This is a genomic window from Altererythrobacter sp. CAU 1644 (genome assembly GCF_029623755.1).
Lineage (GTDB): Bacteria > Pseudomonadota > Alphaproteobacteria > Sphingomonadales > Sphingomonadaceae > Erythrobacter > Erythrobacter arenosus.
In genome coordinates this window covers 2,000,802-2,022,348 of the sequence record NZ_CP121106.1, presented here as the reverse complement: position 1 = coordinate 2,022,348, position 21,547 = coordinate 2,000,802, and the positions used below count along the sequence as shown (strand labels likewise).

Below are 21,547 nucleotides of genomic sequence, written 5' to 3'. Positions count from 1 at the left end.
ACAATAATGGCGAGTAGGAGCTTGTCGAGTGAAATTTGTCCGGACAACTTACTCGTGATCATCACCCGGCATTTCCTGACCATCCCGGCGACTGGGCGCAAGGTGCACTATCGCCGGTGCGGATCAGGGCCGCTGCTCCTGATGGTGCACCAGAGCCCGCGCAGCTCTGCGGAATATTCCGATTTGATGCAGCGCTGGGGCGAGCATTTCACCTGCCTCGCACCCGATACGCCCGGATTTGGGCAATCCGACCCGTTGCCCGAAACCAACGGGCACGAGCCCGAGATCGACGAATTTGCCGATGCGCTGGCGGAATTCGCTGCGGCGCTGGGGGTATCGCGCTGCGCCGCTTATGGCTTCCATTCGGGCGGGATCATCCTCGTGACCGCTCTCAAGCGGCACCCCGAGTTGTTTTCCTGCCTCGCCGTTGGCGGTTACGCCATCTGGTCCGAGGCGGAAATAGCACTGTTCGGCGAGCGCTACCTGCCCGAATGGCATCCCGCTCCCTATGGCGAGCACCTGACCTGGCTATGGAACCGAATGCTCGAGCAGAGCTGGTTCTTTCCCTGGTTCGACCTGCGTGACGAAGCGCGGCTTTCGGTCGCCCATGCCGATGTCACCCGCGTCAACCAGGCGGTGATGGAGATGCTCGACGCCGGCAACGCCTATCGCGTCGGTTATGGCGCGGTCTTGCGCGCACCGCGCGACATTCCGCCAGTCGACGGCGATGTGCCGCCATGCCTGATCACCGCCTATGACGGCGATCCGCTGCAGGCGCATATCGACCGGCTGGGTGATATGCCGGAGGGCTGGCGCGCGGAGAAGGTTTCCACCCCGGCGGATCACCAGGCCGCCAGCCTTTCCTTCCTGAAGGAACATGCCGGCGAAGCGCTCTGCCCCGACCTTGCCGAGGATGCGAACGAGGGCTGGCTGGCGCTCGACCGCGGCCTGATCCACTGGCGCGGCCAGCGCGGCGGAAGGCTTGTGCTCCATCCGCCCGCGGCTGAGATGGGCGAGCCGCAAGCGGGCGAAATCGCCATCGATCTCCCCGGACACGGCCTGTCTGACGGATTCGACGATATGCGCTCGGCCGTGCTGGCCACCGCCGACGCCCTCGTAAGCGGCTCGATCGACTGGTCCAGCCTGCCCCCCGGCGATCCTGCCGAGCTTTACCCCGACCTCACTCCCGACCGTTACGGGACGCATCTGGTGAAAGCGTGGTCCGCCGCGCGTGCCGAGGCGCTGTTCGAGCCGTGGTACGCCGCCGACAAGGACCACGCGATCCCACTCGATCCGGCCGCAATCGGGCTTGCCGCCATCGCTCGCCGTGCCCGTGCCCGCCTGCGGGCCGGAAAGTCCGCTGCGCGCTGGCACGCAATCCTCGCGGAGCAAACGCCGTGAGCCGCACGCTATTCGACAAGATCTGGGACGCGCATCACGTCTCAGGCACCCCCGGCGGCGCGCATCTGGTCGCAATCGACCGAGTGTTCTTGCACGAACGGACCGGCGCGGCTGCCCTCAAGCGAATGGCCGAGATGGGCCGTACGGTCCGCGATCCTTCGCGTGTCTTTGCGGTCATGGACCACATTGTCGACACGCGCACCGGACGCGGCGACGGAACCCTGATGGAGGGCGGTGAAGGCTTCATCACCGAGACCCGCGCTGCCTGCCAGGCCGCCGGAATCACGCTGTTCGACGTCAACGACCGCGACCAGGGCATCGTTCACGTCATCTCGCCCGAGCTCGGTATTGTGCTCCCCGGCGTGACGCTTGTCGCGCCTGACAGCCATACCTGCACGCAGGGCGCGTTCGGCGCGCTTGCCTGGGGGATCGGCTCTTCGGAGGCCGAGCATGCGATGGTCACCGGCACGTTACGGCTGTCAAAGCCGAAGAGCATGCGCGTGCGCTTCGAAGGCGCGCTGGCGGCAGGCGTTACCGCAAAGGACATGGTGCTCGCACTGATCGCAGCGCACGGCGCGGGCGGCGGAGCAGGCCATGTGGTCGAGTTCGCCGGCGAAGCGGTCGCCGCGCTCGACATGGAAGCTCGCATGACGCTGTGCAACATGGCGACCGAGTTCAGCGCCATGACCGGGCTGATCGCACCCGACGCCAAGACCTTCGCCTTCCTCGCCGGGCGGCGCTATGCCCCGGCGGACTTCGACGATCCGTATTGGACAACGCTTTCCAGCGACGATGGAGCGCGATTCGATCTCGAGCTCACCATCGATGCTGCCGCGCTGGCCCCGATGGTGAGCTGGGGCACCAGCCCGGAACACACAGTCCCGGTCACTGGCACGGTGCCGCAGGGGCCGCAGCGCGCGCATGACTATATCGGCCTTGAACCCGGCACCCGGCTAGCGGGAACCCCGGTCGACGCGGCCTTCATCGGCAGCTGCACCAATAGCCGCATTTCCGACCTGCGCCGTGCCGCAGCTATCCTCAAAGGCCAGCATATCGCACCCAATATCCGCAAGGCGCTGGTCGTCCCCGGATCTATGAGTGTCCGACGCGAGGCTGAGGCCGAGGGTCTCGACAAGATCTTCGAAGCGGCGGGCTTCGAATGGCGCATGAGCGGGTGTTCGCTGTGCTTCTACTCGGGCGGCGAGAGTTTTCCCGAGGGATCGCGCACGATATCCAGCACCAACCGCAATTTCGAGGGCCGGCAGGGGCCGGGCATCCGCACCCATATCGCCAGTCCTGAAACCGTGGCTGCCAGCGCCATCGCTGGCGCCATCGCCGATCCGCGCGATTTTGCGCGGGCGGAGCTGGCCGCATGAAGCCCGTTTCCACCATCACCAGCCCGGCGGTCCCGCTGCTGCGCGACAATGTCGACACCGACGCGATCATCCCCAGCCGTGAAATGAAGTCCACCGGGCGCAGTGGGCTGGCCGAGGGCCTGTTTGCACCCTGGCGATACCTCGACCGGGACAAGCTGGTGCGCGATCCGGATTTCGTGCTCAACCAGCGCGATGCAATTGGCACGCGGCTGCTGCTCGCGGGCCGGAATTTCGGCTGCGGATCGAGCCGCGAGCACGCCGTCTGGGCGCTCGCCGAGTTCGGGATCGAAGCGATTATCGCGGAAAGTTTCGCACCGATCTTCAAGGGGAACTGCATCCGCAACGGGCTGTTGCCGATCGAGCTGCCAGAAGATGTAGTGCGCTCGCTGCAATGGGAAATGGTGACGATCGACCGTGCCGCGCAAACGGTAAGCGCCGGTGAGCGCAGCTGGCAGTTCGAGATCGATGCCGAAGCGAAGGAAATGCTGCTCGAGGGGCTCGATGCGATCGACGTGACGCTGGCGAACCTCAAGCACTACTTCGGAAAGTGGCTGGAGGCCGACCGGGCCATGCGTCCGTGGATCTATCTGGAGAAGCTGAAATGACCGACATTCTCGTCTCCGAGGTCGGCCCGCGCGACGGGCTGCAATCGATCGAGCGGGTGATGCCGCTCGAGGCCAAGAAGCGCTGGATCGCTGCCGAGGCGGCGGCAGGCGTGAAGGAAATCGAAGTAGGCAGCTTCGTGCCGCCCAAGCTCCTGCCGCAGATGGCCGACACGGCAGAATTGGTCGCATTCGCGAAGGGTATCGAAGGCCTGACGGTCGTCACCCTTGTGCCGAACGCCAAGGGCGCGCAGTTGGCCGCCGATGCGGGCGTGCATGGCATGAGCATCCCCTTCTCGATGAGCGAGACGCATTCGATCAAGAATGTGCGCAAGGATCATCTCGCCATGCTTGAAGAGATCCGCGCGGCGGCGGATATCGCTCGCGAACACGGCATCCACTTCGCGGTCGGGCTGTCGACCGCTTTCGGCTGCACCATGGAAGGCGCAGTGAGCGAGGATCAGGTCGTGCGGCTGGCAGAGAAAGCCGCCGAGGCAGGCGCGCTGGAATTCAGCCTGTCCGACACTACCGGCTATGCCGATCCGGCGCAGGTGCGGCGGCTGGTGAAGAAGGTGCGCGGCGCGGTGGGCGACATGCTCACCACACTCCACCTCCACAACACGCGCGGGCTGGGCCTCGCCAATGTCGTCGCGGGGCTGGAGGAAGGGATCACCACCTTCGATGCCTCGCTCGGCGGCCTGGGCGGTTGCCCCTTCGCGCCGGGAGCATCGGGCAACCTCGTGACCGAGGACCTGGTGCTGATGCTCAATTCGATGGGTCTCAGGACCGGGATCGATCTCGAAAAGCTGCTCAAGGTGCGCACGATCATCGAGGAAGCCCTGCCGGGCGAGCCGCTCTACGGTTTCACCCCCGATGCCGGGCCGATGCTCGACTATAATCAAAGGACCGCCGCATGAGCGCGCCCCAACCTCTCAAGGGCATCAGGGTCGTCGAGTTCACCCACATGGTGATGGGCCCGACCGTGGGCCACATCCTCGCCGGGTTGGGCGCGAAAGTCGTGCGGGTCGAGCCGATCGGCGGCGACCGCACGCGGCGGCTGCTCGGCTCGGGCGCGGGCTATTTCCCGATGTATAATCGCGGCAAGCAGTCGATCTGCCTCGACCTCAAGAGCGATGAAGGGATCGCGGTCGCCAAGGACCTGATCGCAGGCGCGGATGTGCTGGTGGAGAATTTCCGGCCGGGCGCGCTCGACCGGCTCGGCCTCGATTACGACAGCTGCGCCAAGGCCAATCCCCGCCTCATCTATTGCAGCGAAAAGGGCTTCCTGCCCGGCCCCTATGAAAACCGCACCGCGCTCGACGAGGTCGCGCAGATGATGGGCGGGCTCGCGTATATGACCGGGCCGCCGGGCAAACCGCTGCGCGCGGGGGCCAGCGTGATCGACGTAACCGGCGGGATGTTCGGCGTGATCGGCGTCCTCGCCGCGCTGGAAGAGCGCCACCGCACCGGCAAAGGTCAGAAGGTCACTGCCAGCCTGTTCGAAACGACGATCTACCTCGTCGGCCAGCACATGGCGCAGTATGCCGTCACAGGCACGCCCGCCGCGCCGATGCCCGCGCGCGTCTCCGCCTGGGCGATCTACGACGTGTTCGAGACCAAGACCGATCCAGTCTTCATCGGCGTCGTCACCGATGCCTTGTGGGAGAAGTTCTGCAAACTGTTCGATCTCGACGAACTGTGGGCGGATGAGAGCCTGCGCGAAAACAACGCCCGTGTTCAGGCACGCGATCACATCATGCCGCAGATCCGCGAGCTGATCGGACAGTTCACCGCCGCTGAAGTGATCGCGAAGCTCGATGGCACCGGCCTGCCCTTCGCCCCCATCGGCAAGCCGCAGGACATGTTCGACGATCCGCATCTGGCCGAAGGCGGGCTCGAGGATGTCACGCTCGACAACGGCACGCCGGTAAGACTGCCGACCATCCCGCTGGAAATGGACGGCAAGCGGATCGGTTCGCCACAGGCGCTGCCGACCCCGGGAGCCGATGCGCGCAAGGTGCTGGAGGGGCTGGGGTATGACGCCGCCCGGATTGAAACACTGATCAGCGAAGGCGCTGTAGGAGAAAGCACATGAAATCGATCGCACTCTTGGCGCTGGCGGGGCTACTCGCGGGCTGCTCGGTCAACAATTACTACGAATCGGTCGAGACCACTGCCGCAGCAGAAACGCAATCCGAACGCAGGGCGATGGATGGGGTCGCGATCGAAGAACGGATTCCGACCGATGTGCGCCGGCTGACGGTTATCGTACGCAGCATGAACCGGAGCCTCGCCTTCTACCGCGACGTGCTGGGGCTCAAGGTCAATTACGATACCGAAGTGACGCTCTCGGGAGTCAATCTTCCAGTAGGCGAGCCGGGCACCCGCGCCCGCCTGGTGCTGCTCAATGCCAACGATCCCTATATTGGCTGGGTCGGCCTGATGGAGCTGTTCGATCCGCCCTTGCCCGATGCCGAAGAGCCCTATCCCCGCCGGTTGGGTCCGGGCGGCGCGGTGCTGGTCGTCAACACCGATGATGCCGAGGCGCGCTGCGCGGCGGCCGTCGCTGTCGAGGGAGTGACCATGACCGGGCCGACGCGCCTCCAGACCTATGCCGGGCGCAATGGCGGGCCAGATATTCGCGTGATGGGCTGCAACGTGTTCGATCCCGACGGGATCGCGGTCGAGATCAACCAACTGCTCGACTAGGCGTCGAGCGCGCGCAGGACCTCGCTTGCGGTTTCAGCGGCCGCTTCGTCGAGCACCGCCCGCGTGATGTCGAGCCGTTCCACCAGCCTCGCTTGGGGAATAAGCCGTGCCGCGCGGCGCGTGGCGTCGAGCAGGCCGGATTGCGTTGCGATCACCGTTGCAGGGTGGGCGATGCGCGCCAGGCGATCTTCCACCTCATATGAGAATCCGGCGTGGAATCCGGCATTCATCGCCTCGCCATGCCGCAGTTGCTCGACGAACATGGCAAAGCTGCGATCCATCCCCTGGCTCTCGATCCGGCGCGTGATGCCGCGCTCCCATGCTGGGGCAAGGCTCTCAAGTTCGGGTGTGAAACCGGGCGGCACGGCGCTTTCTGCCAATTGATCCGCGCGGGTTTCAGGATCGAACGCGGGCACATCGACCAGCACCAGCCGCCGCACTGCCTGCGGGCGGGTCAGCGCCAATTCGCACGCCACGAGGCAGCCGGTGTGGAACCCGAACAGGTCGACCGGCACCGACCCAGCCAGATCCTCGACAACCGAAGCCATGGCCTGCGCATAATCCGCAATGGTCGCATCGGCGCGACCCGGATCGGAGCCGCCATGACCGGGAAAGTCGGGCGCGATGACCTGCCGATTGCGGGCCAGAAGCGGCATGATGGTGGTGAAGGCAAGGCCGCTGAAGGGCGCTGGATGAAGGCACACCAGATCCGGAGCCCCACCTGCCTCACCGGCCATGCGCCAGTGGACTTGGACCGCGGGAGTGTCCGAATACCCGCGGCGGATGCTCACTCGGCACCCAGCCCGAGCCGCGCGATCTGCTGGCGATAAAGCCGCTTGGTTACCGGCATCAGCGCCAGTGGAACTATCGCGAAGATGATCGGCACTGCGGCAACGGCCAGGCGAAGCTCGCCCTCCCCGAACACCCTGCTCGACAGTTCTCCGACGACGATCGGCCCCAGCGAACCGAACCAGCTGATCGCGAGGTAGTACAGTGCAACGATCTGGCCACGTACCTGCGCGGGCGTGATGACCAGCAGTGCCGTGACGCCGATGGCGGAGACAATGCCGATACCCACCGTGTTGATGCACAGCACTGCAAAGGCGGTGACGCCGCTCGGCATGAACATCGGCAGCGCCGCCGTCGGCACCATGATGAAGAAACCGATGTACATCAACCGCAAGGCCGCGTCGGGCACGCCTTTCGAGGTCCAGCGATCCGAAATCGTGCCCATCAGCATCATGTTGAGCGGGCCGATGATCAGCAGGGCGACGCCATTGACGAAGGCGTAGGTCTGCGGCGACCAGCCCCAGGTCCGCTCGAATGTCGGCGCGAGGAAGCCCTGGCTGTAGGCGATCGCGGTCATGCAGCAGACCACCATGACGAAACCGAAATATAGCAGAAAGTTATCGCGGATATATCGTAGCGCGTCGAGGAAACCGCTGCCCCCGATCACTTCGGGAGCGGCCTGCGCAGGGCGCCGCACGGGCTCCCTGACGAAGAAGAACAGCACCGAGAATACCAGGCCCGGAAATCCTACCAGCAGCAGCGTGAAGCGCCAGGGCGAAAGCTCGCCCAGCAGCGGAACGCTCTGGCTGCCGCTCGCTGCAGTCCAGGCGATGATCGCGCCTGAAAGGAGCGAGGCGAGCCCGGCGCCGATTGGCAGCGCAGAGGAGTAGAAGGCGATCGGCTTGCCCCGCTTCTCGGGCGGGAAGCTGTCGCCGATGATCGAGAATGTTGCGGGGCTCAGCGTCGCCTCACCCACACCCACGCCCATTCGCGCGACGAAGAGCTGCGCGAAGTTCTTGGCCAGTCCGGTCGCCATGGTCGCTGCAGACCACAGCGCCATGCCGATCGCCACGATCCACGTGCGCCGACCGCGATCGATCAGCCAGCCCATGAAGATCCCGACGAAGCCGTAGACCCAGGTAAAGGCGCTGAGGAGCCAGCCGATCGAACTGTCGGACAGGCCGAACTCTGCCTTGATCGGCTCGATCAACAGGCCGAGGATATAGCGATCAATGAAACTGAAGATGTAGCCGATCGTCAACAGAACGACGATTGCCCAACTCGCGAAAGCCGACGGATAGGGGTTCGCCTCGCGGCCGGGCGCAGCGGGGGCCTGTTCGGGCGCGCTCAAGCTGCGGTCTCGGGTATGAGATAGATCACCACCAGATTGTCATCGAAATCGACGATGCCGATCTCCCGCCCGATCCGACCGTCATGCGTCTTCAAGACCTCTTCCTCATACACATGCAACCCTAGCGCGCGGCTGGCCCGCATCACTTCATCGGGATCCTGCGTTTCAAGCACGATCGCGCCGCGCCGCGGGTGTGGGACCGGCGCCAGGGAGATGGTGCCGATTTCGGTCAAGGCCATCACACGCGGCTGCCCCGGCAAGGAGAGGATCGCAAAACCGAGCGTCGCATCGCCCGGAATGTCGAAGACCGGGAAGGAATAGCTGTCGGGATTATGCCCGAGGCGCACCGTGACTTCGAAGCCGAGCACACCCTCATAGAAGGTCAGGGCCCGATCGAGATCGGCGACAACGAAATTGGCCCGCTGAAATCGGACGGGGGGTTTCTCGGTCACAGCCATTCCTCCGGTTCGCCGCGAACGCTGCAGCACTGCACCCCGACATTCGCGCCGTGATAGAGATTGGCGAGCGCGCGTGGCATGTTCTGGAACCCTTCGGCGATGTCCTGCACCGGCTTGAGCTTCCCGTCCTCGATCCAGCCCGCCATCTCGCCCATCACCGCTTCCCAGCGGTCGAGGTGATTGTAGACGAAAAAGCCGCGCATCAGGCTGTCGGTGCCCCGCAGGCGGGTATAGTTGGCGAGGCCGAACGGTTCGTCGCGCGTATATTCGCTGATCGATCCGCACAGCACGATCCGCGCGTTCATCCGCAACCGTTCGAGGCAGGCCGCCAGCGTCTCTCCACCGACATTGTCGAAATAGAGATCGATCCCGTCGGGCCGCAGTTCGTCGAGCTTCGCTGCGATATCGTCGGCCTTGTAGTCGATCGCGGCCGAGCAGCCATGATCGAGAATGAAGGCACATTTCTCAGGTCCGCCTGCCATCCCGACCACGTCGCAGCCGACGACGTTGGCGGCCAGTTGGCTGACCATCGATCCGACGCCGCCTGCCGCGCCCGAAAGCACCATGCGGTCGCCTGCGCGCGGGTCGCCGCAAGCGAACAGGCCGGCGTGCGCGGACAGGCCTGTCATCCCAAGAACGCCTGCACCAAGGGCGGCCGGATGGCCGTTGCGCGGCATGCGGAAGAACTTCTCCTGGGGAGTCATGCGGCTGACCTTCCACGTCTGCCAGCCGATCTGCCCCTGCACGATTTCGCCTTCCGCCCAATCCGGATGGCGCGACTTGACCACCTGCGCGACGCCGCGACCGTGGATCAAATCACCAATCTCGAGCCTGGCGTCGCCGGTGTTAGCAGTCCCCGCCATATACATCCGCATAACCGGCGCGAGGCCGAGATAGAGCGTGCGAAGCAGCACTTCGCCCTCGCCCGGCTCGGGGATCGGCACGACCCGCCATTCGAAATCTTCCGGGCGCACATTGCCCTGGGGGCGACGCGCGATGCGCCACTGGTAGTTGGCATCCTCGTCTATCGGCCGGTTCGCCAGCGGATCGAATTCGGACAGGGGCGAGGCGGAAGCCATCAGTCGTTGATCCGCACCACCTGGTTCACCTCGAAGAAGTATCCATCGAGGTCCCAGAAGCTGGCGCCGAGCATGTCCTTGACCCGGCCGTCGGCACCGGTGACCGACCATTCGGTCGGCTCGCTGTGAATGCGCGATCCTGAGGCGCGCGCCCGCTCCACCGCGCCGGCAGTATCCTGCGAGGCAACCACGAATATCGGCGTTCCGAACGGAATCTCTGTCGGCAATTCTGCTGGTACGTCCGCGCGCGGAGGATCGACCCATTGCAAGAGGCCGAGCATGCCGATCTCGTCATGCTCGGCCTTCATGATGACAAGGCGGGTCTTGTCGCCCTTCTTGCCCGCGGCGAGCTGCGTCCCCGAGAGCGTGAACGGCGTGTCCATCCAGCGGCTCATGCCGAAGACATCCTCGTACCAGTGCGCTGCCCGTTCGGCATCGCGGACCATCAGCGTTGTGCGCTTGACGATATCAACCATTGATCTTCGGAGCCTCGATCAGCAGCACCTGGCAATCGGCAATGCCTTCGCGCAGCTTCTTCGCCTCGGCATATTCGGGGCTGTTCCAGAAGGCGCGCGCCGCATCCTTGTCGGGCCATTCGGAAATCACCATCGAAGCGCCCTCGCCAAATCCCCCTTCGAGCAATTCGGCACCCGGCCCGCGCAGGACATATTTGCCGCCGAATTTCTCGACCAGCGCCCCTGCCGCTGCGCCATAACCCGATATGAAGGCATCGCGATCGGCAATGCTTGCAGTAACGATCATGTAGGCAGGCAATGCGTCTCTCCTATTGCGGCCAGCGCGACTTGGAGCGCAGGTAGCGCCCAGCGTCTTCGGTATCGGTCGGCTGGTAATCGGCGATGAGGTTCGGGCCGTAAGGGCTGCGGTATTTGTCGAAGACCGGCATCACCAATTCGCTGTGGACGATCGGCTGGCGATGACGCGCGCGGAAGCTCGCGATCGGGATGCGGCCGTAGACGAGCGTTTCGAAATCGGTTTCGGACTGCTCGATGAATTCGCCGTCGGGTCCGACGATGCCGACATGGCCGGGATTGGAATCGGCGAGATAGTAGCGGTTCTCGGGCGAAGCGCTGTTGTTGGCGATGGTGGAATAGACCCGGTTGTACATCGAGGTCGCGCGGATATCGATCTCGTTGAAATTCCCGCTCGCCGTGCGCAGCATGATCTCTGCCCCCTTCATCGCCGCGGCGCGGAACAACTCCGGCTCGAGCTGCGACGAACTGGTGAAGAGATTGCCGATCGGCGTCCGGATCACCGGCACCACGTGGTCCCAGCCGTAGCGCTCGACATATTCGTCGAGCACATCGTATATGGTTGTGGTGAAGAGCTCACGCCCGCCGGGGAAGAAGCCCTTGAGATTGCGCGCCTTCCAGTCCTTGGCAACGATCTCGCCCTTGTCGCTGATGATCGTGGTGATAGACAGCAGCCGCTTGGGCCAGTCGGGGTCGCGTACGTAGGAGCCGAACACAATCCAGCTGCCATATTCGCGCGCCTTGGCGGCGAGGAGTTCGGTCTCCTCTCCCGGAATCTCGATCGCGATCTTGCGCGCATCCTCGAGGTTCCAGACGTGGCGATAGCCGGTGATGGGGAACTCGTGGAACTGGATCAGGTCCTTCGGCCCGGAGAAGCCGTTCGCCATGTCGATCACATCGAGCATGTGCTGGACATTGGCGCGGCGACCCTGAGCCACGTTGCCGAGCTCGACCGGCACGACCCGGGTCTGCGCCACGGCGAGCGAGATCGTTTCCTTCGCCAGCGGGACGGTCGCATAGCTCCCGTCCGAGCGCATCTCGATCCCGTTCGGCCCGCGTTCGGCTGCTGCTGCGGGCGCTGCAAAGGCCGTCCAGTCGAGGGCGCTCGCTGCCGCGATCCCGGCACCGGCGCCCAACAGCGCGCGGCGGTCGAGGCCCTTCATCAGAAGGGCTTCACGGCGCCGAGGAAACAGACCGTGGCGATCGTGATCCAGTAAATATAGGCGGAGATGCGCGCCTGGGTGATCTCCCGTTCCAGCGCCGCTTCCTGCGCGGCATCGGGTCCCTGGGCGAGGATGCGAAACCGCTCGGTCCAGCGCCGCATGACCAGCCGCAGGAACAATCCGATGATCAGCGCGAAGGCGTAGAGGATCATCTTCCACGGATACCAGTGATTGCCTTCGGCGGTCTCGATCGGGCCGCTTCCGCCGAGCGCCATGAAGGCGAACACGAACAGCGCCACGATCAGCGGATAGCGCAGCAATTCCTCGGTCCGCGTCACCTTGATACCGATGTCGGTCTCGCGCTTGATGAAGGCGGTCCAGGTCATCGCCAGCCAGATCGCGAAGAACAGCCACATCCACCAGATGCCGGCGCCCTCCAGCATCGGAATGAAGCCGTACAGCTTGCCCATGTGCAGCCCCAGCGGGAGCAGCAGCACGATTCCCGTCCGCGCCAGGATGTCGATCCGATAGGCGGTTTCCATGTGCCGCTTGCGCTCTTCGAGCGAAAGATTGCGATTGGTAACGTGATAGCTCGTCTGGAAGACGCCCCATTCACCGCCGAGCCAATAGACCATGGCGAGAATGTGGATCCATCGCAGGATGCTGAGTTCGTTGGCTGTCAGGAATTCCATAGTCCCTCCCCAATGCGCCGCCCGGGCGGCGCAGTTATTCCTTCGAAAGTTTCTCGACCCACTCCATGATCGGCGGATCGTCGGCCTCCATCGCCTCGACGGCCTGCTGGAAGCCGCGCATGATCCGGTTGACGTAGGCGCGCGTCGCTAGTCCGCGTTCTTCGCCGGCCTGGCGATCAGGCTCGTAGTTCTCGATATCCTCGCGCCGCAGCGTCCCGTTCGCATCGAGCAGACGCTCGATCGTGTCCTGCCGCTCGCGCAGCGCAGAGACTTCGGCGGCGAGCGCGAATACCACCGAATAGAGCCGGTCGAGCGCCTCGCTGTCGAAGAACTCGGGCCGCTTGCCCTTGGCGCGCTTGCCCGAACGCTCGACCCAGTCGAAATCCTCGCTCATGCGGCGGCGGCCTGCGCTTGCGGCTTCCAGGCGCCATAGGCGTTCCAGATGGCGGCGCGGCCGTAGTCCTCCTCGCCATCGTCGGGCGACGGCGGGAAGATTTCGGGATCGACCACGGCCCGCACGCCGGCGCTGAACTGGCTGTCGCGCGGGAAGCCAGCCCGCTCCATCGCCTCGTAAATGTCCTGCCCGTGCATCGCCGACCAGAAGGGCTCGTTGTTGTTGAACGCGTCCCAGTCGCGCATGAACTGCTCGAACAGCGGCATCTCGTCGGAATATTGCGGCTGCTCGATATGCAAGATCAGGCCACCCGGGGCGAGCACGCGATACGCTTCGGAAAGTATCCGTGGCATGGCCTTGGCCGACAGCTCATGCAGGAACATGGTCGTCTGGACCCAGTCGAAATGGCCATCGGGCCAGCGCGACAGGTCTTCGCCCGAGGCCTGGATGAACTTGATGTTCTTGACCCCCATGGCGGCCGCGCGGGCAGCGCCATAGCGAAGCGAGGATGCGGCGGTGTCGATCGCAATCACCTCGGCATCGCGATAGGCCTGCGCAATTGGCACTGCATTGTGACCGATGGTGCAGCCGATATCGAGAATGCGCTTGGGCGACCAGTCGGGCCGCTCCTTCTTCGCCCACTCGACTACCGCCTGACCGCCGCCGTCGTTGAGCCCACCCAGCGCGCCGCCGGTGGTCGCGAACAGGCCGACATCGTAGTTCGCGCCGACGGTGACGTCATTCTCACGCTCGCCGCCGTGATAGCCGCCGGGCTGGCAATGGATATCGACTGCAGTCTGGTATTCGGGCTGCTCGATCGAGGGATCAAGCTCAAGTTGGCCGGAGTGCTGGTTGAACTGTGCAGCCATGGCATCGAGTTCATCGAGCTGCCGCAACACGGCCTGTCGGCCGGTGTGCTGGCGCATTTCCATCGAGTTGCGCTTCATCGCCGACCACATGCGGTGCCACGAATCTTCGTTCATCGCGTCGCGAATCTCGTAACGGTGCTGGGGATCGCGCCCATGCTCGGCCTGAAAGGCAGGAAGCACCCGCTTTTCATAGGCCAGCCTGTTGCCACCTCCGATCGGACCGGAGAGGTAGCGATTGAAATGGGTGAGGAAATTGAACCGCGCTGCCTCGTCATGATTCGTCCGCGGCATCATTGGATGTCTGGTCAGCGCGGTATATGGGGGTGGCAGGTCGGTTGCCATGATTCACCTTTGAAAATTTGTCCGGACAAATTTGACCGAACAGTGATCTTGTGTCAACGCCGCGTTTGCAATGATACTGGGTTTGCCCATTTTCCGGGGCACATCGAGATTGAGGTGAAGCCATGCAAAAGAAAATCATGTGTCTCGCACTTACCTGCCTCCTGGCTGCTTGCGGTAGCGAGCAATCGGGCGGCGATGACGGCGCTGCGCCGGCCCCCACCGCTGCATCGGGTGAGGACGGCGGTTCGGCCGATTCCTCGGGCGCGGTTGCGACTGCTGCCGATACCGCCGCTCGCCCCGCGGCACTTGCACAGTGCATCGCCTGCCATACTTTCGAGGAAGGCGGCCCCGATCGGATCGGCCCCAATCTCTGGGACGTCCATGGCAAGCCGGCCGGATCGAAGGAGGCATTCGCCTACTCCACGGCGATAAAGGAGTCGGGTTTCGTGTGGGACGATGCCACTCTCGACAGCTATCTCGCAAACCCGCGTCAATCGCTGCCCGGCGGCAAGATGAGCTATGGCGGCATGAGGGACGAGACCGCCCGGAAGGAAGTCATCGCCTACCTCGCGACGCTGAAGTCCGACGCTCCATAGCGCGCGAGGGGTACGAGCAGACTCGGCAACTCCCGAAGTCATTCCGTCAGAAATACTTATGTTTTTGACAGCGGCATAAGCAGGATTTACTTCTTGCTCATGCCGCAGATGGAAGTGACCCTTCGCCAGCTCAACTACCTGCTTCAGGTTCAGGAGAAGGCGTCCTTCACCGCAGCGGCGGACTTGCTCGGCATCACCCAGCCGGCCCTCAGCATCGCGATCGCACAGCTGGAAGAGGCGGTCGGTGCCACGCTGGTCGAGCGGGGGACCAGGCCGGTCACCCTGACCGAGGTGGGGGAAATCATGGCGGCCTGCGCGCAGCGCGTCTCACGGGAGATCAAGCTCGCGCGGGAAGAGATCGGGGCGCTCGAAAGCGGAAGCATCGGGCGACTCGATATCTGCATGTCGCCCAGCGCAACCGGGACCGCGGTGACCGAGGTTCTCAGCCAGATGGTCGAAGAGTTCCCCCTGCTCGAGATCCATATCTCGCACGGCGTCCTGCCCGCTGCTGCCGATCGGCTGCATTCAGGCGATATCTCGGTCCTCCTCGGCACGTCGGCCGACAACCAGCAGGACAAGGCGCTGAAGATCGATCCCCTGCTGGACGTGGATATGCTCGTTGTCGCAGGTGCCGGACACCCATTGTCACGAAAGAAGAAGGTGGCGCTGGAAGACCTTACCGCGCACCCGTGGATCCAGATCGGCGATATTCGCTCGAACTTCCCTGAATGGGGTCGCACTTTCACCCGAGCAAAACTCGATCAGCCGCGCCTCGCGGTCGACATCCGCAACATCACGCTGGTGCGGGAAATGCTGATGCAGGGGAAATTGCTCACAGTGCTCCCCCGCCCTCTAGTCGAGGCCGACCTGAAGGCCGGGCTGCTGTGCTCCGTCACTCCTCCGAACCTCGGCTGGTCGCTTACGTTCAACGCCGTGACCTCCACGATCAAGCGCCCGCCTTCGGCGGTGCGGATCTTCCTGGAACGCCTGACCGAGCGGATCGGCGCACCCAAATATAAATCCTCCAAATGAGAGCCTCAAAAATATAGATTTGACGATGGTATACCAGAATAGCATTCCTACGCTTGTTTGGAGGGATATTGCTATGTTTCGTCGATCAAAAACGGGCCTGGCGTCAGCATTCGCGCTAGCGCTGACGGTTTCCGCTGCCCATGCGGAAACTCTCGACCAGGACGACCCGCAGGATGCGCTGAAGATCATGCGCAAGGCGATCTGCTCGCTCAACGACGGCGAAACCGTGATCTACTGGTGGCAGGGCTCGATGTTCAGCCGCGTCGAAGGCGAGCGCGACCGCAAGCTTTTCGGCCTCCAGGGCATGAATATCCGTCAGTGCACCACCGTGCGCGACGCGGAGCGGGGCGAAGGCTTTCGCAGCGTCAGCCGCGAGATCATGATCCACCTCGATCCCGAAACCGGCGAGGTCAAGGACCGCTGGACCAATCCTTGGACCGGCGAGGAACTCGACGTGATGCATGTCGCCAATGACCCGGTGAACATGCGCGCACCGATCTTTGCGACCCGCAGCAATGGCGAGCCGCTCAAGACCGATTACTGGGTGCTCAACAATCGCGCGATCAGCACCGGCAACACCCCGCTGTTCTACAAGAACCCGCTCGGCGGCGAGTACCAGGACTGGGTCGGGGGCACCTATCATGCAATGGAGATGGGCAACGACTTCTTCTACGCCGACGACCTGTTCGACAGCGAGAAGCCAACGGTAAGGCATCACTCGATCAGCTGGTCGCGCACTTCGCGCTGGCTGCCTTGGATGAAGATGGGTGATCGCAACGGGCTGGTCTACACCGCGACCGTAGGTGGCCGAGCCACCTCGATCGACGACCTGCCTGAACCGCTGCGCACGACGCTGCGCACCCGCTATCCCCAATATGCCGCGCCGCCGCCGATCGGCGACACGCGCCCCAATGAAACCAGCTGGGAAGTGTTCAAGAAGAAGATGGAGGCGAAAGCCGGGGGGGACGGCCAATGATCGGGCACCTGACCAAACTCGCTGCCGCGACGGCACTCCTTGCTGCTCCGGCAATGGCGGAGGAGCTCGACCCGGCGAATGCCGACGACGCCTTCCGCATGAACACCAAGATGTTCTGCTCGCTCGAGACCGAAGACCCCACCGTCTATTACTGGGAAGGCACCGTCTACTCGGTCATCCGGGGCGAGAAGGATCGCCACTTGTTCAACGTCATCGCGATGAACACGCGGCAATGCGAAGCCTTCGAGGATCCGGTCCGCGGCGTCGGCTCGCGATCGGTCAGCCGCGAAGTGATGTTTTATCTCGATCCCGAGAGCGGTGAGATCCTGCGGACCTGGAACAACCCCTGGACCGGCGAGACGGTCGACGTGGTCCATGTCGCCAACGACCCGGTTAATTCGCGCCGCCCAAGCTGGTCGCGCGACGAGCAGGGCCAGCCCAATTCGACCTTCGATCCGATCGTCATGGGCGACCATGCCTATCGCGGCGGCGGCGCAGCGCTGCTGTTCTACGACAATCCGCTGGCAGGCGATTACCAGGAATATGTCGGCAACAATTACCAGGCCGCCGAATTCCTCACCTGGACTGCACCCCTGGCCGACATCAAGGACGCTGGTACCCCGCATGTCGTCGACAGTGTCATCTCATGGGGCCGTATCTCGCGCTGGATCCCGTGGATGAAGATGGGCGGCCGCGAAGGCGTGCTGGTATTCTACACCGGCGGCCTCAGGCTCAACAGCTGGGACGAGATGCCTGACAAGATCAAGGACGAGATCAAGGCCAATTACCCGGCCTATGTCGCTCCCCCGCCGGTCAATGACGATCGCCCCAACGACACCAGTTGGACCGTCGCCAAGCGGATTATCGATGCCGCGCGGGCCGCCGAAGATGCGGCGGACGGAGGGGAAACCGAATGAGGGCGCTTGTGGCGATGCTCGCCCTGGGCATTGCCGCTTGTGCACATGTTCCTTCTCCTGAACCGGCCGAGGAAGCAGCGAACAAGGCCAGCGAAGGCACGGTCCTCCGCCGCGCCACACTGGTCGTGCACGATATCGAGGCCTCGGTAGCCTTCTACGAGACGCTCGGCTTTACCCAGTGGTATGTCGGCAAGGTCGGAACGATTTCGGAACAGGGGCTCCCGGTCGAGGGGGCCAGCCCCGGCGATCCCAACCAGTTGATCATCATGAAGGGCAAGCATCCCTACATCGGAATGATCGGCCTGCTGCAGTACGGCCACAAGCGAGCGCTCCCCGAACCGGGTACGATGCGCGCTGGCGACGCGATCATGATGATCGAGGCCGAGGGTCTGGAAGAGATCGCCCGGCGGATCGCAGCCAAGGGCTACCGCGTTCACAAACCGCTCGAAAAGACGCATATTGAGAGCGTCGATAGCGAATGGGATGCGAGTTTTCTGATGGTGTTCGATCCGGACGGCAACATGGTCGAACTGACCGAGAGGCACAATTGATCACCCGCAGGCTTTTCGCCGGCGGCTTGGCCTCGGCGAGTTTCCTTGCCCTCACCTCACCGGCGCGGGCCCTGCCGGAAACCGCCTGCCCGGCCGTTCGCCGCATGTATCTCGATAGCGCATTCGGGCAGCTTCACCTGCGGGTCGCCACGCCCGATAATTCGGCTGGAGCTGCGCCGCCGCTGGTTCTGCTGCACCAGACTGCGCTGTCGGGGCGGATGTTCGACCAGTTCCTGCCGGTCATGGCGACGGATCGGATCGTGATCGCCGTCGACACGCCTGGGTACGGCGAATCCGACCGCCCGGCCGAGCGACCGACCTTGGCCGGATATGGTGACGCCATGCTCGATGCGCTGGTCGGAAAATTCGGTCCCAAGCTCGACGTGCTGGGATATCATACGGGTGCTGCGATCGCCGCCGACCTGGCCTCGAGACGCGCCGAGGTCGATCGCGTCGTGCTCGTATCCATGCCCTATTTCGACGAGACCAGGCGGACCGACTTGCTGGCGCAGGTCGGTCGCCCCCTTAGCGCCGAGGGCGAGTATAGCGAGGACGGATCGCACCTGGTGTCGATGTGGAAGGGTTCGTTTGGCTCGCGCGCCGATGGTCAGTCGCTCGACGACGTGGCGCGATTGGTCGCGGAAAAGCAGCGCGCCGGAATATATGGTGGCTGGGCCCTCCACTCGGCCCTGGAGAATGACCTGGCCCCGACGCTATCAGCGATCGAGGAACCGGTACTCGTTATCGCTCCACATGACGGGCTGCAGGAGCAGAGCCGGGCAGCTGCTGCGCTCATTCCGGGGGCAAAGATCGAGGAATTGCCGGAGGTGGCCTACGGCCTGTTCGATGCGATTCCGGATCGTCTCGCAGAGACGGTCAGAGCATTCCTGTCGCGCTGATCAGATCCATTTCCGGCGCAGCCACATGACCGGCCCGCTGAGCGCGAGAAGGAGCGCCAGGGCAGCGAACAAGTCATTCGCCCATTTGAATTCGTCGTGGAAAATCAGTCCAACGTGGATGTCGACGATGTAGAGGAACAGCGGCGTGCCGGGTGCGGCCGAGGCGAAATCGATCCCGGTATCGGCAAACTCCGCCGACAAGCTGTCGCCGCGATAGATCGCCTGGCTGTTCTTGAGATAGAGCGCCTCACCATCGCGCGCGCCGCCGGTCAGTGCGCGCGTCGTGCCCGCGAGCGGCTGCCATTCGTCCGAACCCGATGTCCGCGCGAAATTATCACCCCCGCCGAATGCAGCGAAGACCGTGTCCCCGATCCGGAACAGGTTGGCGCCCGGCGCCCCCGGCTCGAGCGGGATCGAGATGTCGGAAGCCCAGCTCTTGCCACCATCGCGCGTCTCAAGCACGCCAAACCGGGTTGCTAGCGAAATGCGGTCGGGATCATCGGGCCAGGCGACAGCACCATCGATCTCGTGATCGAATGTCACCGCCTGATAAGCTGCCGGCAGGCTGGCTCGAGAGATCTCGCGTCCCTGCGCCCAGTCGAGGAAGCCGTAGATATGGTTCATCGGAAAGGCGCTGAGCGAGATGTAGAGGATCGGGATCAGCCCGAGCAACCCGATGACCGGGGCATGACCGCGAAACATCCAGCGCATGATCCCGCGCTGCGTCTTCATCGTCATGCCGCGCCGCCGCCCGCGCCGCGTTATGTACCAATAGCCGATCCCGGTGATCGACAGGACCGCCAGGGCCACTCCGCCCAGGTCATTGAGCCAGATGGACCAGTTGCCCGGCAGCAATGCCCTGCCGAAATGGATGTCCATCACGAAGCGATGGAGCGGCATGGTCGGCGAGAGACCGGAGACATTTGCCGATATGTCGATTTCGCGGGCCCGCTCGCTCGCGAGATCATAGGCGACCAACGCGCTTTTTTCCTCGACCGCCAGCAGCGTCCCATCGCCGTGCCCTTCGCTGAGCGCCGTCAGGTGCCGGCCCTCAAGCCCGGCGCGCGTCGCGCTTCTGCCGTCCGGACCGAGGCGCCAGATACCATCATCGGTCGCAAGATACGCCCCGGCAAAGCCTTCCCCGAGTTGCGCAATGCCATTCGTCTGCGGCTGGCCGGAGATGCCCTCGAAATCGACCGGGCTCCAGCTCTTGCCATCGTCCGAGAACCAGGCGCCGCGCTCGGAGGCGCCGAAAATCCGTTGATCCTCCACGGCGATGTGCCGGATCACTGTCCCGGGCACGAGCCGCCCGACCCGCTCGGAAGTCCATTCGGCAGGTACGCTGTTCTGGTTGAGCCAGCGCCATTCATGATGATCGAGCATCACCCCGGTAATGCCCATCACCAGCAGCCATAGGGCCGCGAGGAGCCCGGCATACTTATGGATGGGTCGCAGGAAGCGGTAGGTGCGGGCGCTGACCATGCTCATGCCGCGCGCTTCCGAGGGCGGCGGTTCCGCCACCACATAACCAGCCCCGATCCGAACCAGAAACTGAGCGAGAGCCCCATCACCGCGGCCAGAAAGCCTCCGAAAGGGCCGACCAGGTAAAGGCTGTGCACGGGGAACAGCCAGTGGCGCACGCCCTGTCCGCCTGAAACCAGCCCGGCAGGCTTGATCCCGGCAATCGCGCCCGTTTCGGGATCGACCAGCACATCGGTGCGGCGCATCTGGCCGCTGTTGAAGGCAAACCAGTGATGGCGCGCGTGCGGGCCTGCAGGGGAGAATGCGGCGAGGCGATGCGGCCCATCCAATTGCGCCAGCGCGCTCTGGTAAGCGCCGTCGACCGAGACAGCGACAGCGACCGGCGCGCTCATTGCCATCGCCTCGCGCATGTTGGCCGCGGTGACGAGCAGGCCGTTGTCCTTCTCGTACCATGTGAAGAGATTGAGCACGGTCCCGGCCACCGCGACCGGCAGCAAGATCACGGCCACCGCCAATCCGGCCGACCGATGGATGCGCGCAAGCAGGCTTTGCGGTCGTGCCTTGCGCGTTCTCCACCAGAGCAGGATTCCCAGCACCGCGAGCGCAACCGCGGCGAGACCGACAAGCGTCAGGATCACCCGGCCGGTCGTACCGAATATCGTCCACTTGTGGAGTGTGTTGGCGAGCCCGATCCACCCGGCGCTCGACTGCAGGGGTTTGTCACCGATCACGCCGCCCGCATATTGGTCGACGGTTACCATTCGCTCCATCCGCTTGGCGGGATCGGTCCCGCCCATCACCATCACCGCCGTATCGCGCGCATTATCTGCCGGATACATCACATGTGCCGTTTCGAAGCCGGGGAGGTCCCGCGCCACGATTTCCAGCACCGCGCCAGGACTTGCCTCGGTGCCAGAGGCCTGCACCTCGTAACCCGGCTGGCTCGCCCCGAGCAGCCAGAACCGGTACTGCGATATCGCGCCCGTGATGCCCTGGAACGCTATGAAAAGACCCAGCACCAGCGCAATGCGTCGGTGCCAGGTCTTGATCAGGCGTATTGTCGTTGGATTTCCGGACAACCGCCCTCCCCCTTGTTGCC

At 64.0% G+C, this 21,547-nt stretch carries 24 protein-coding genes; 12 read left to right on the top strand and 12 right to left on the bottom strand.

What is annotated here, in order from left to right:
* Positions 1-21 precede the first annotated feature (21 nt).
* From P7228_RS10115 to P7228_RS10090, 6 genes are read left to right on the top strand one after another with little or no spacing between them, the layout of a single operon-like run.
* Positions 22-1,401, top strand: a complete 1,380-nt coding sequence (locus P7228_RS10115; RefSeq protein WP_278015118.1) for an alpha/beta fold hydrolase — start codon at positions 22-24, stop codon at positions 1,399-1,401.
* Entirely contained in the window at positions 1,398-2,777 is a 1,380-nt protein-coding gene (locus P7228_RS10110) for a 3-isopropylmalate dehydratase large subunit (protein ID WP_278015117.1), read from the top strand. The genes P7228_RS10115 and P7228_RS10110 overlap by 4 nt, the downstream gene beginning before the upstream one ends.
* On the top strand, positions 2,774-3,382 hold the full coding sequence (gene leuD, locus P7228_RS10105) for a 3-isopropylmalate dehydratase small subunit (protein ID WP_278015116.1): 609 nt from the start codon (positions 2,774-2,776) through the stop codon (positions 3,380-3,382). The genes P7228_RS10110 and leuD overlap by 4 nt, the downstream gene beginning before the upstream one ends.
* Entirely contained in the window at positions 3,379-4,296 is a 918-nt protein-coding gene (locus P7228_RS10100) for a hydroxymethylglutaryl-CoA lyase (RefSeq protein WP_278015115.1), read from the top strand. Before leuD ends, P7228_RS10100 begins: the two co-directional genes overlap by 4 nt.
* Positions 4,293-5,474: a CaiB/BaiF CoA transferase family protein gene (locus tag P7228_RS10095; protein WP_278015114.1), complete on the top strand. Its 1,182-nt coding sequence runs from the start codon at positions 4,293-4,295 to the stop codon at positions 5,472-5,474. The genes P7228_RS10100 and P7228_RS10095 overlap by 4 nt, the downstream gene beginning before the upstream one ends.
* On the top strand, positions 5,471-6,088 hold the full coding sequence (locus tag P7228_RS10090; RefSeq protein ID WP_278015113.1) for a VOC family protein: 618 nt from the start codon (positions 5,471-5,473) through the stop codon (positions 6,086-6,088). The genes P7228_RS10095 and P7228_RS10090 overlap by 4 nt, the downstream gene beginning before the upstream one ends.
* Here the strand turns inward: P7228_RS10090 and P7228_RS10085 are convergent.
* The 10 genes from P7228_RS10085 to P7228_RS10040 are packed head-to-tail and all read right to left on the bottom strand — an operon-like array spanning position 6,085 to position 13,944.
* The gene (locus tag P7228_RS10085; RefSeq protein ID WP_278015112.1) at positions 6,085-6,879 is read right to left on the bottom strand and encodes an alpha/beta fold hydrolase; all 795 of its coding nucleotides are present in this window, start codon (positions 6,877-6,879) and stop codon (positions 6,085-6,087) included. The two genes, P7228_RS10090 and P7228_RS10085, sit on opposite strands and share 4 nt — an antisense overlap.
* Positions 6,876-8,228, bottom strand: coding sequence for an MFS transporter (locus tag P7228_RS10080; protein WP_278015111.1), 1,353 nt, complete (start codon positions 8,226-8,228; stop codon positions 6,876-6,878). Before P7228_RS10080 ends, P7228_RS10085 begins: the two co-directional genes overlap by 4 nt.
* On the bottom strand, positions 8,225-8,680 hold the full coding sequence (locus tag P7228_RS10075) for a VOC family protein (RefSeq protein ID WP_278015110.1): 456 nt from the start codon (positions 8,678-8,680) through the stop codon (positions 8,225-8,227). Before P7228_RS10075 ends, P7228_RS10080 begins: the two co-directional genes overlap by 4 nt.
* Positions 8,677-9,765: an NADP-dependent oxidoreductase gene (locus tag P7228_RS10070; RefSeq protein WP_278015109.1), complete on the bottom strand. Its 1,089-nt coding sequence runs from the start codon at positions 9,763-9,765 to the stop codon at positions 8,677-8,679. Before P7228_RS10070 ends, P7228_RS10075 begins: the two co-directional genes overlap by 4 nt.
* Complete coding sequence (locus P7228_RS10065) at positions 9,765-10,241, bottom strand: VOC family protein (protein ID WP_278015108.1); 477 nt, start codon at positions 10,239-10,241, stop codon at positions 9,765-9,767. Before P7228_RS10065 ends, P7228_RS10070 begins: the two co-directional genes overlap by 1 nt.
* Positions 10,234-10,539 carry a DUF1330 domain-containing protein gene (locus tag P7228_RS10060; protein WP_278015107.1) on the bottom strand — a complete coding sequence of 102 codons (306 nt, stop codon included), beginning with the start codon at positions 10,537-10,539 and terminating at the stop codon, positions 10,234-10,236. Before P7228_RS10060 ends, P7228_RS10065 begins: the two co-directional genes overlap by 8 nt.
* Positions 10,540-10,549: 10 nt before the next feature.
* A complete protein-coding gene (locus P7228_RS10055) occupies positions 10,550-11,698 on the bottom strand; it encodes a nitrilase-related carbon-nitrogen hydrolase (protein WP_278015106.1) in 1,149 nt (382 codons plus the stop codon).
* Complete coding sequence (locus P7228_RS10050) at positions 11,698-12,390, bottom strand: hypothetical protein (RefSeq protein WP_278015105.1); 693 nt, start codon at positions 12,388-12,390, stop codon at positions 11,698-11,700. Before P7228_RS10050 ends, P7228_RS10055 begins: the two co-directional genes overlap by 1 nt.
* Before the next feature lie 34 nt (positions 12,391-12,424).
* A complete protein-coding gene (locus P7228_RS10045; protein ID WP_278015104.1) occupies positions 12,425-12,784 on the bottom strand; it encodes a hypothetical protein in 360 nt (119 codons plus the stop codon).
* Positions 12,781-13,944, bottom strand: coding sequence for a class I SAM-dependent methyltransferase (locus tag P7228_RS10040; protein ID WP_278015103.1), 1,164 nt, complete (start codon positions 13,942-13,944; stop codon positions 12,781-12,783). Before P7228_RS10040 ends, P7228_RS10045 begins: the two co-directional genes overlap by 4 nt.
* A gap of 173 nt (positions 13,945-14,117) precedes the next feature.
* Between P7228_RS10040 and P7228_RS10035 the strand changes: the two genes are divergently transcribed.
* The 6 genes from P7228_RS10035 (at position 14,118) to P7228_RS10010 (ending at position 18,966) form a co-directional block, all read left to right on the top strand.
* Positions 14,118-14,591, top strand: coding sequence for a c-type cytochrome (locus P7228_RS10035; RefSeq protein ID WP_278015102.1), 474 nt, complete (start codon positions 14,118-14,120; stop codon positions 14,589-14,591).
* A 99-nt stretch (positions 14,592-14,690) separates the two neighbouring features.
* Positions 14,691-15,623, top strand: a complete 933-nt coding sequence (locus P7228_RS10030) for a LysR family transcriptional regulator (RefSeq protein ID WP_278017749.1) — start codon at positions 14,691-14,693, stop codon at positions 15,621-15,623.
* Positions 15,624-15,696: 73 nt separating this feature from the next.
* Positions 15,697-16,599 carry a DUF1838 family protein gene (locus P7228_RS10025; protein ID WP_278015101.1) on the top strand — a complete coding sequence of 301 codons (903 nt, stop codon included), beginning with the start codon at positions 15,697-15,699 and terminating at the stop codon, positions 16,597-16,599.
* On the top strand, positions 16,596-17,516 hold the full coding sequence (locus P7228_RS10020) for a DUF1838 family protein (protein ID WP_278015100.1): 921 nt from the start codon (positions 16,596-16,598) through the stop codon (positions 17,514-17,516). The genes P7228_RS10025 and P7228_RS10020 overlap by 4 nt, the downstream gene beginning before the upstream one ends.
* Positions 17,513-18,067 carry a VOC family protein gene (locus P7228_RS10015; protein ID WP_278015099.1) on the top strand — a complete coding sequence of 185 codons (555 nt, stop codon included), beginning with the start codon at positions 17,513-17,515 and terminating at the stop codon, positions 18,065-18,067. The genes P7228_RS10020 and P7228_RS10015 overlap by 4 nt, the downstream gene beginning before the upstream one ends.
* Complete coding sequence (locus tag P7228_RS10010) at positions 18,064-18,966, top strand: alpha/beta fold hydrolase (RefSeq protein WP_278015098.1); 903 nt, start codon at positions 18,064-18,066, stop codon at positions 18,964-18,966. The genes P7228_RS10015 and P7228_RS10010 overlap by 4 nt, the downstream gene beginning before the upstream one ends.
* Here the strand turns inward: P7228_RS10010 and P7228_RS10005 are convergent, their stop codons facing one another.
* Positions 18,967-20,454 (bottom strand): PepSY domain-containing protein, encoded by a 1,488-nt coding sequence (locus P7228_RS10005; RefSeq protein WP_278015097.1) that lies wholly within the window; start codon positions 20,452-20,454, stop codon positions 18,967-18,969.
* A complete protein-coding gene (locus P7228_RS10000) occupies positions 20,451-21,527 on the bottom strand; it encodes a PepSY-associated TM helix domain-containing protein (RefSeq protein ID WP_278015096.1) in 1,077 nt (358 codons plus the stop codon). The genes P7228_RS10005 and P7228_RS10000 overlap by 4 nt, the downstream gene beginning before the upstream one ends.
* Between the last annotated feature and the right edge of the window lie 20 nt (positions 21,528-21,547).

Bases quoted from the DNA above. Each gene is read 5' to 3' on its own strand.
- P7228_RS10055 (WP_278015106.1), bottom strand. From the start codon at position 11,698: ATGAAGGGCCTCGACCGCCGCGCGCTGTTGGGCGCCGGTGCCGGGATC.
- P7228_RS10040 (WP_278015103.1), bottom strand. From the start codon at position 13,944: ATGCCGCGGACGAATCATGACGAGGCAGCGCGGTTCAATTTCCTCACC.
- P7228_RS10030 (WP_278017749.1), top strand. From the start codon at position 14,691: ATGCCGCAGATGGAAGTGACCCTTCGCCAGCTCAACTACCTGCTTCAG.
- P7228_RS10015 (WP_278015099.1), top strand. From the start codon at position 17,513: ATGAGGGCGCTTGTGGCGATGCTCGCCCTGGGCATTGCCGCTTGTGCA.
- P7228_RS10005 (WP_278015097.1), bottom strand. From the start codon at position 20,454: ATGAGCATGGTCAGCGCCCGCACCTACCGCTTCCTGCGACCCATCCAT.
- P7228_RS10070 (WP_278015109.1), bottom strand. From the start codon at position 9,765: ATGGCTTCCGCCTCGCCCCTGTCCGAATTCGATCCGCTGGCGAACCGG.
- leuD (WP_278015116.1), top strand. From the start codon at position 2,774: ATGAAGCCCGTTTCCACCATCACCAGCCCGGCGGTCCCGCTGCTGCGC.
- P7228_RS10020 (WP_278015100.1), top strand. From the start codon at position 16,596: ATGATCGGGCACCTGACCAAACTCGCTGCCGCGACGGCACTCCTTGCT.
- P7228_RS10100 (WP_278015115.1), top strand. From the start codon at position 3,379: ATGACCGACATTCTCGTCTCCGAGGTCGGCCCGCGCGACGGGCTGCAA.
- P7228_RS10095 (WP_278015114.1), top strand. From the start codon at position 4,293: ATGAGCGCGCCCCAACCTCTCAAGGGCATCAGGGTCGTCGAGTTCACC.
- P7228_RS10050 (WP_278015105.1), bottom strand. From the start codon at position 12,390: ATGGAATTCCTGACAGCCAACGAACTCAGCATCCTGCGATGGATCCAC.
- P7228_RS10065 (WP_278015108.1), bottom strand. From the start codon at position 10,241: ATGGTTGATATCGTCAAGCGCACAACGCTGATGGTCCGCGATGCCGAA.
- P7228_RS10045 (WP_278015104.1), bottom strand. From the start codon at position 12,784: ATGAGCGAGGATTTCGACTGGGTCGAGCGTTCGGGCAAGCGCGCCAAG.
- P7228_RS10035 (WP_278015102.1), top strand. From the start codon at position 14,118: ATGCAAAAGAAAATCATGTGTCTCGCACTTACCTGCCTCCTGGCTGCT.
- P7228_RS10025 (WP_278015101.1), top strand. From the start codon at position 15,697: ATGTTTCGTCGATCAAAAACGGGCCTGGCGTCAGCATTCGCGCTAGCG.
- P7228_RS10090 (WP_278015113.1), top strand. From the start codon at position 5,471: ATGAAATCGATCGCACTCTTGGCGCTGGCGGGGCTACTCGCGGGCTGC.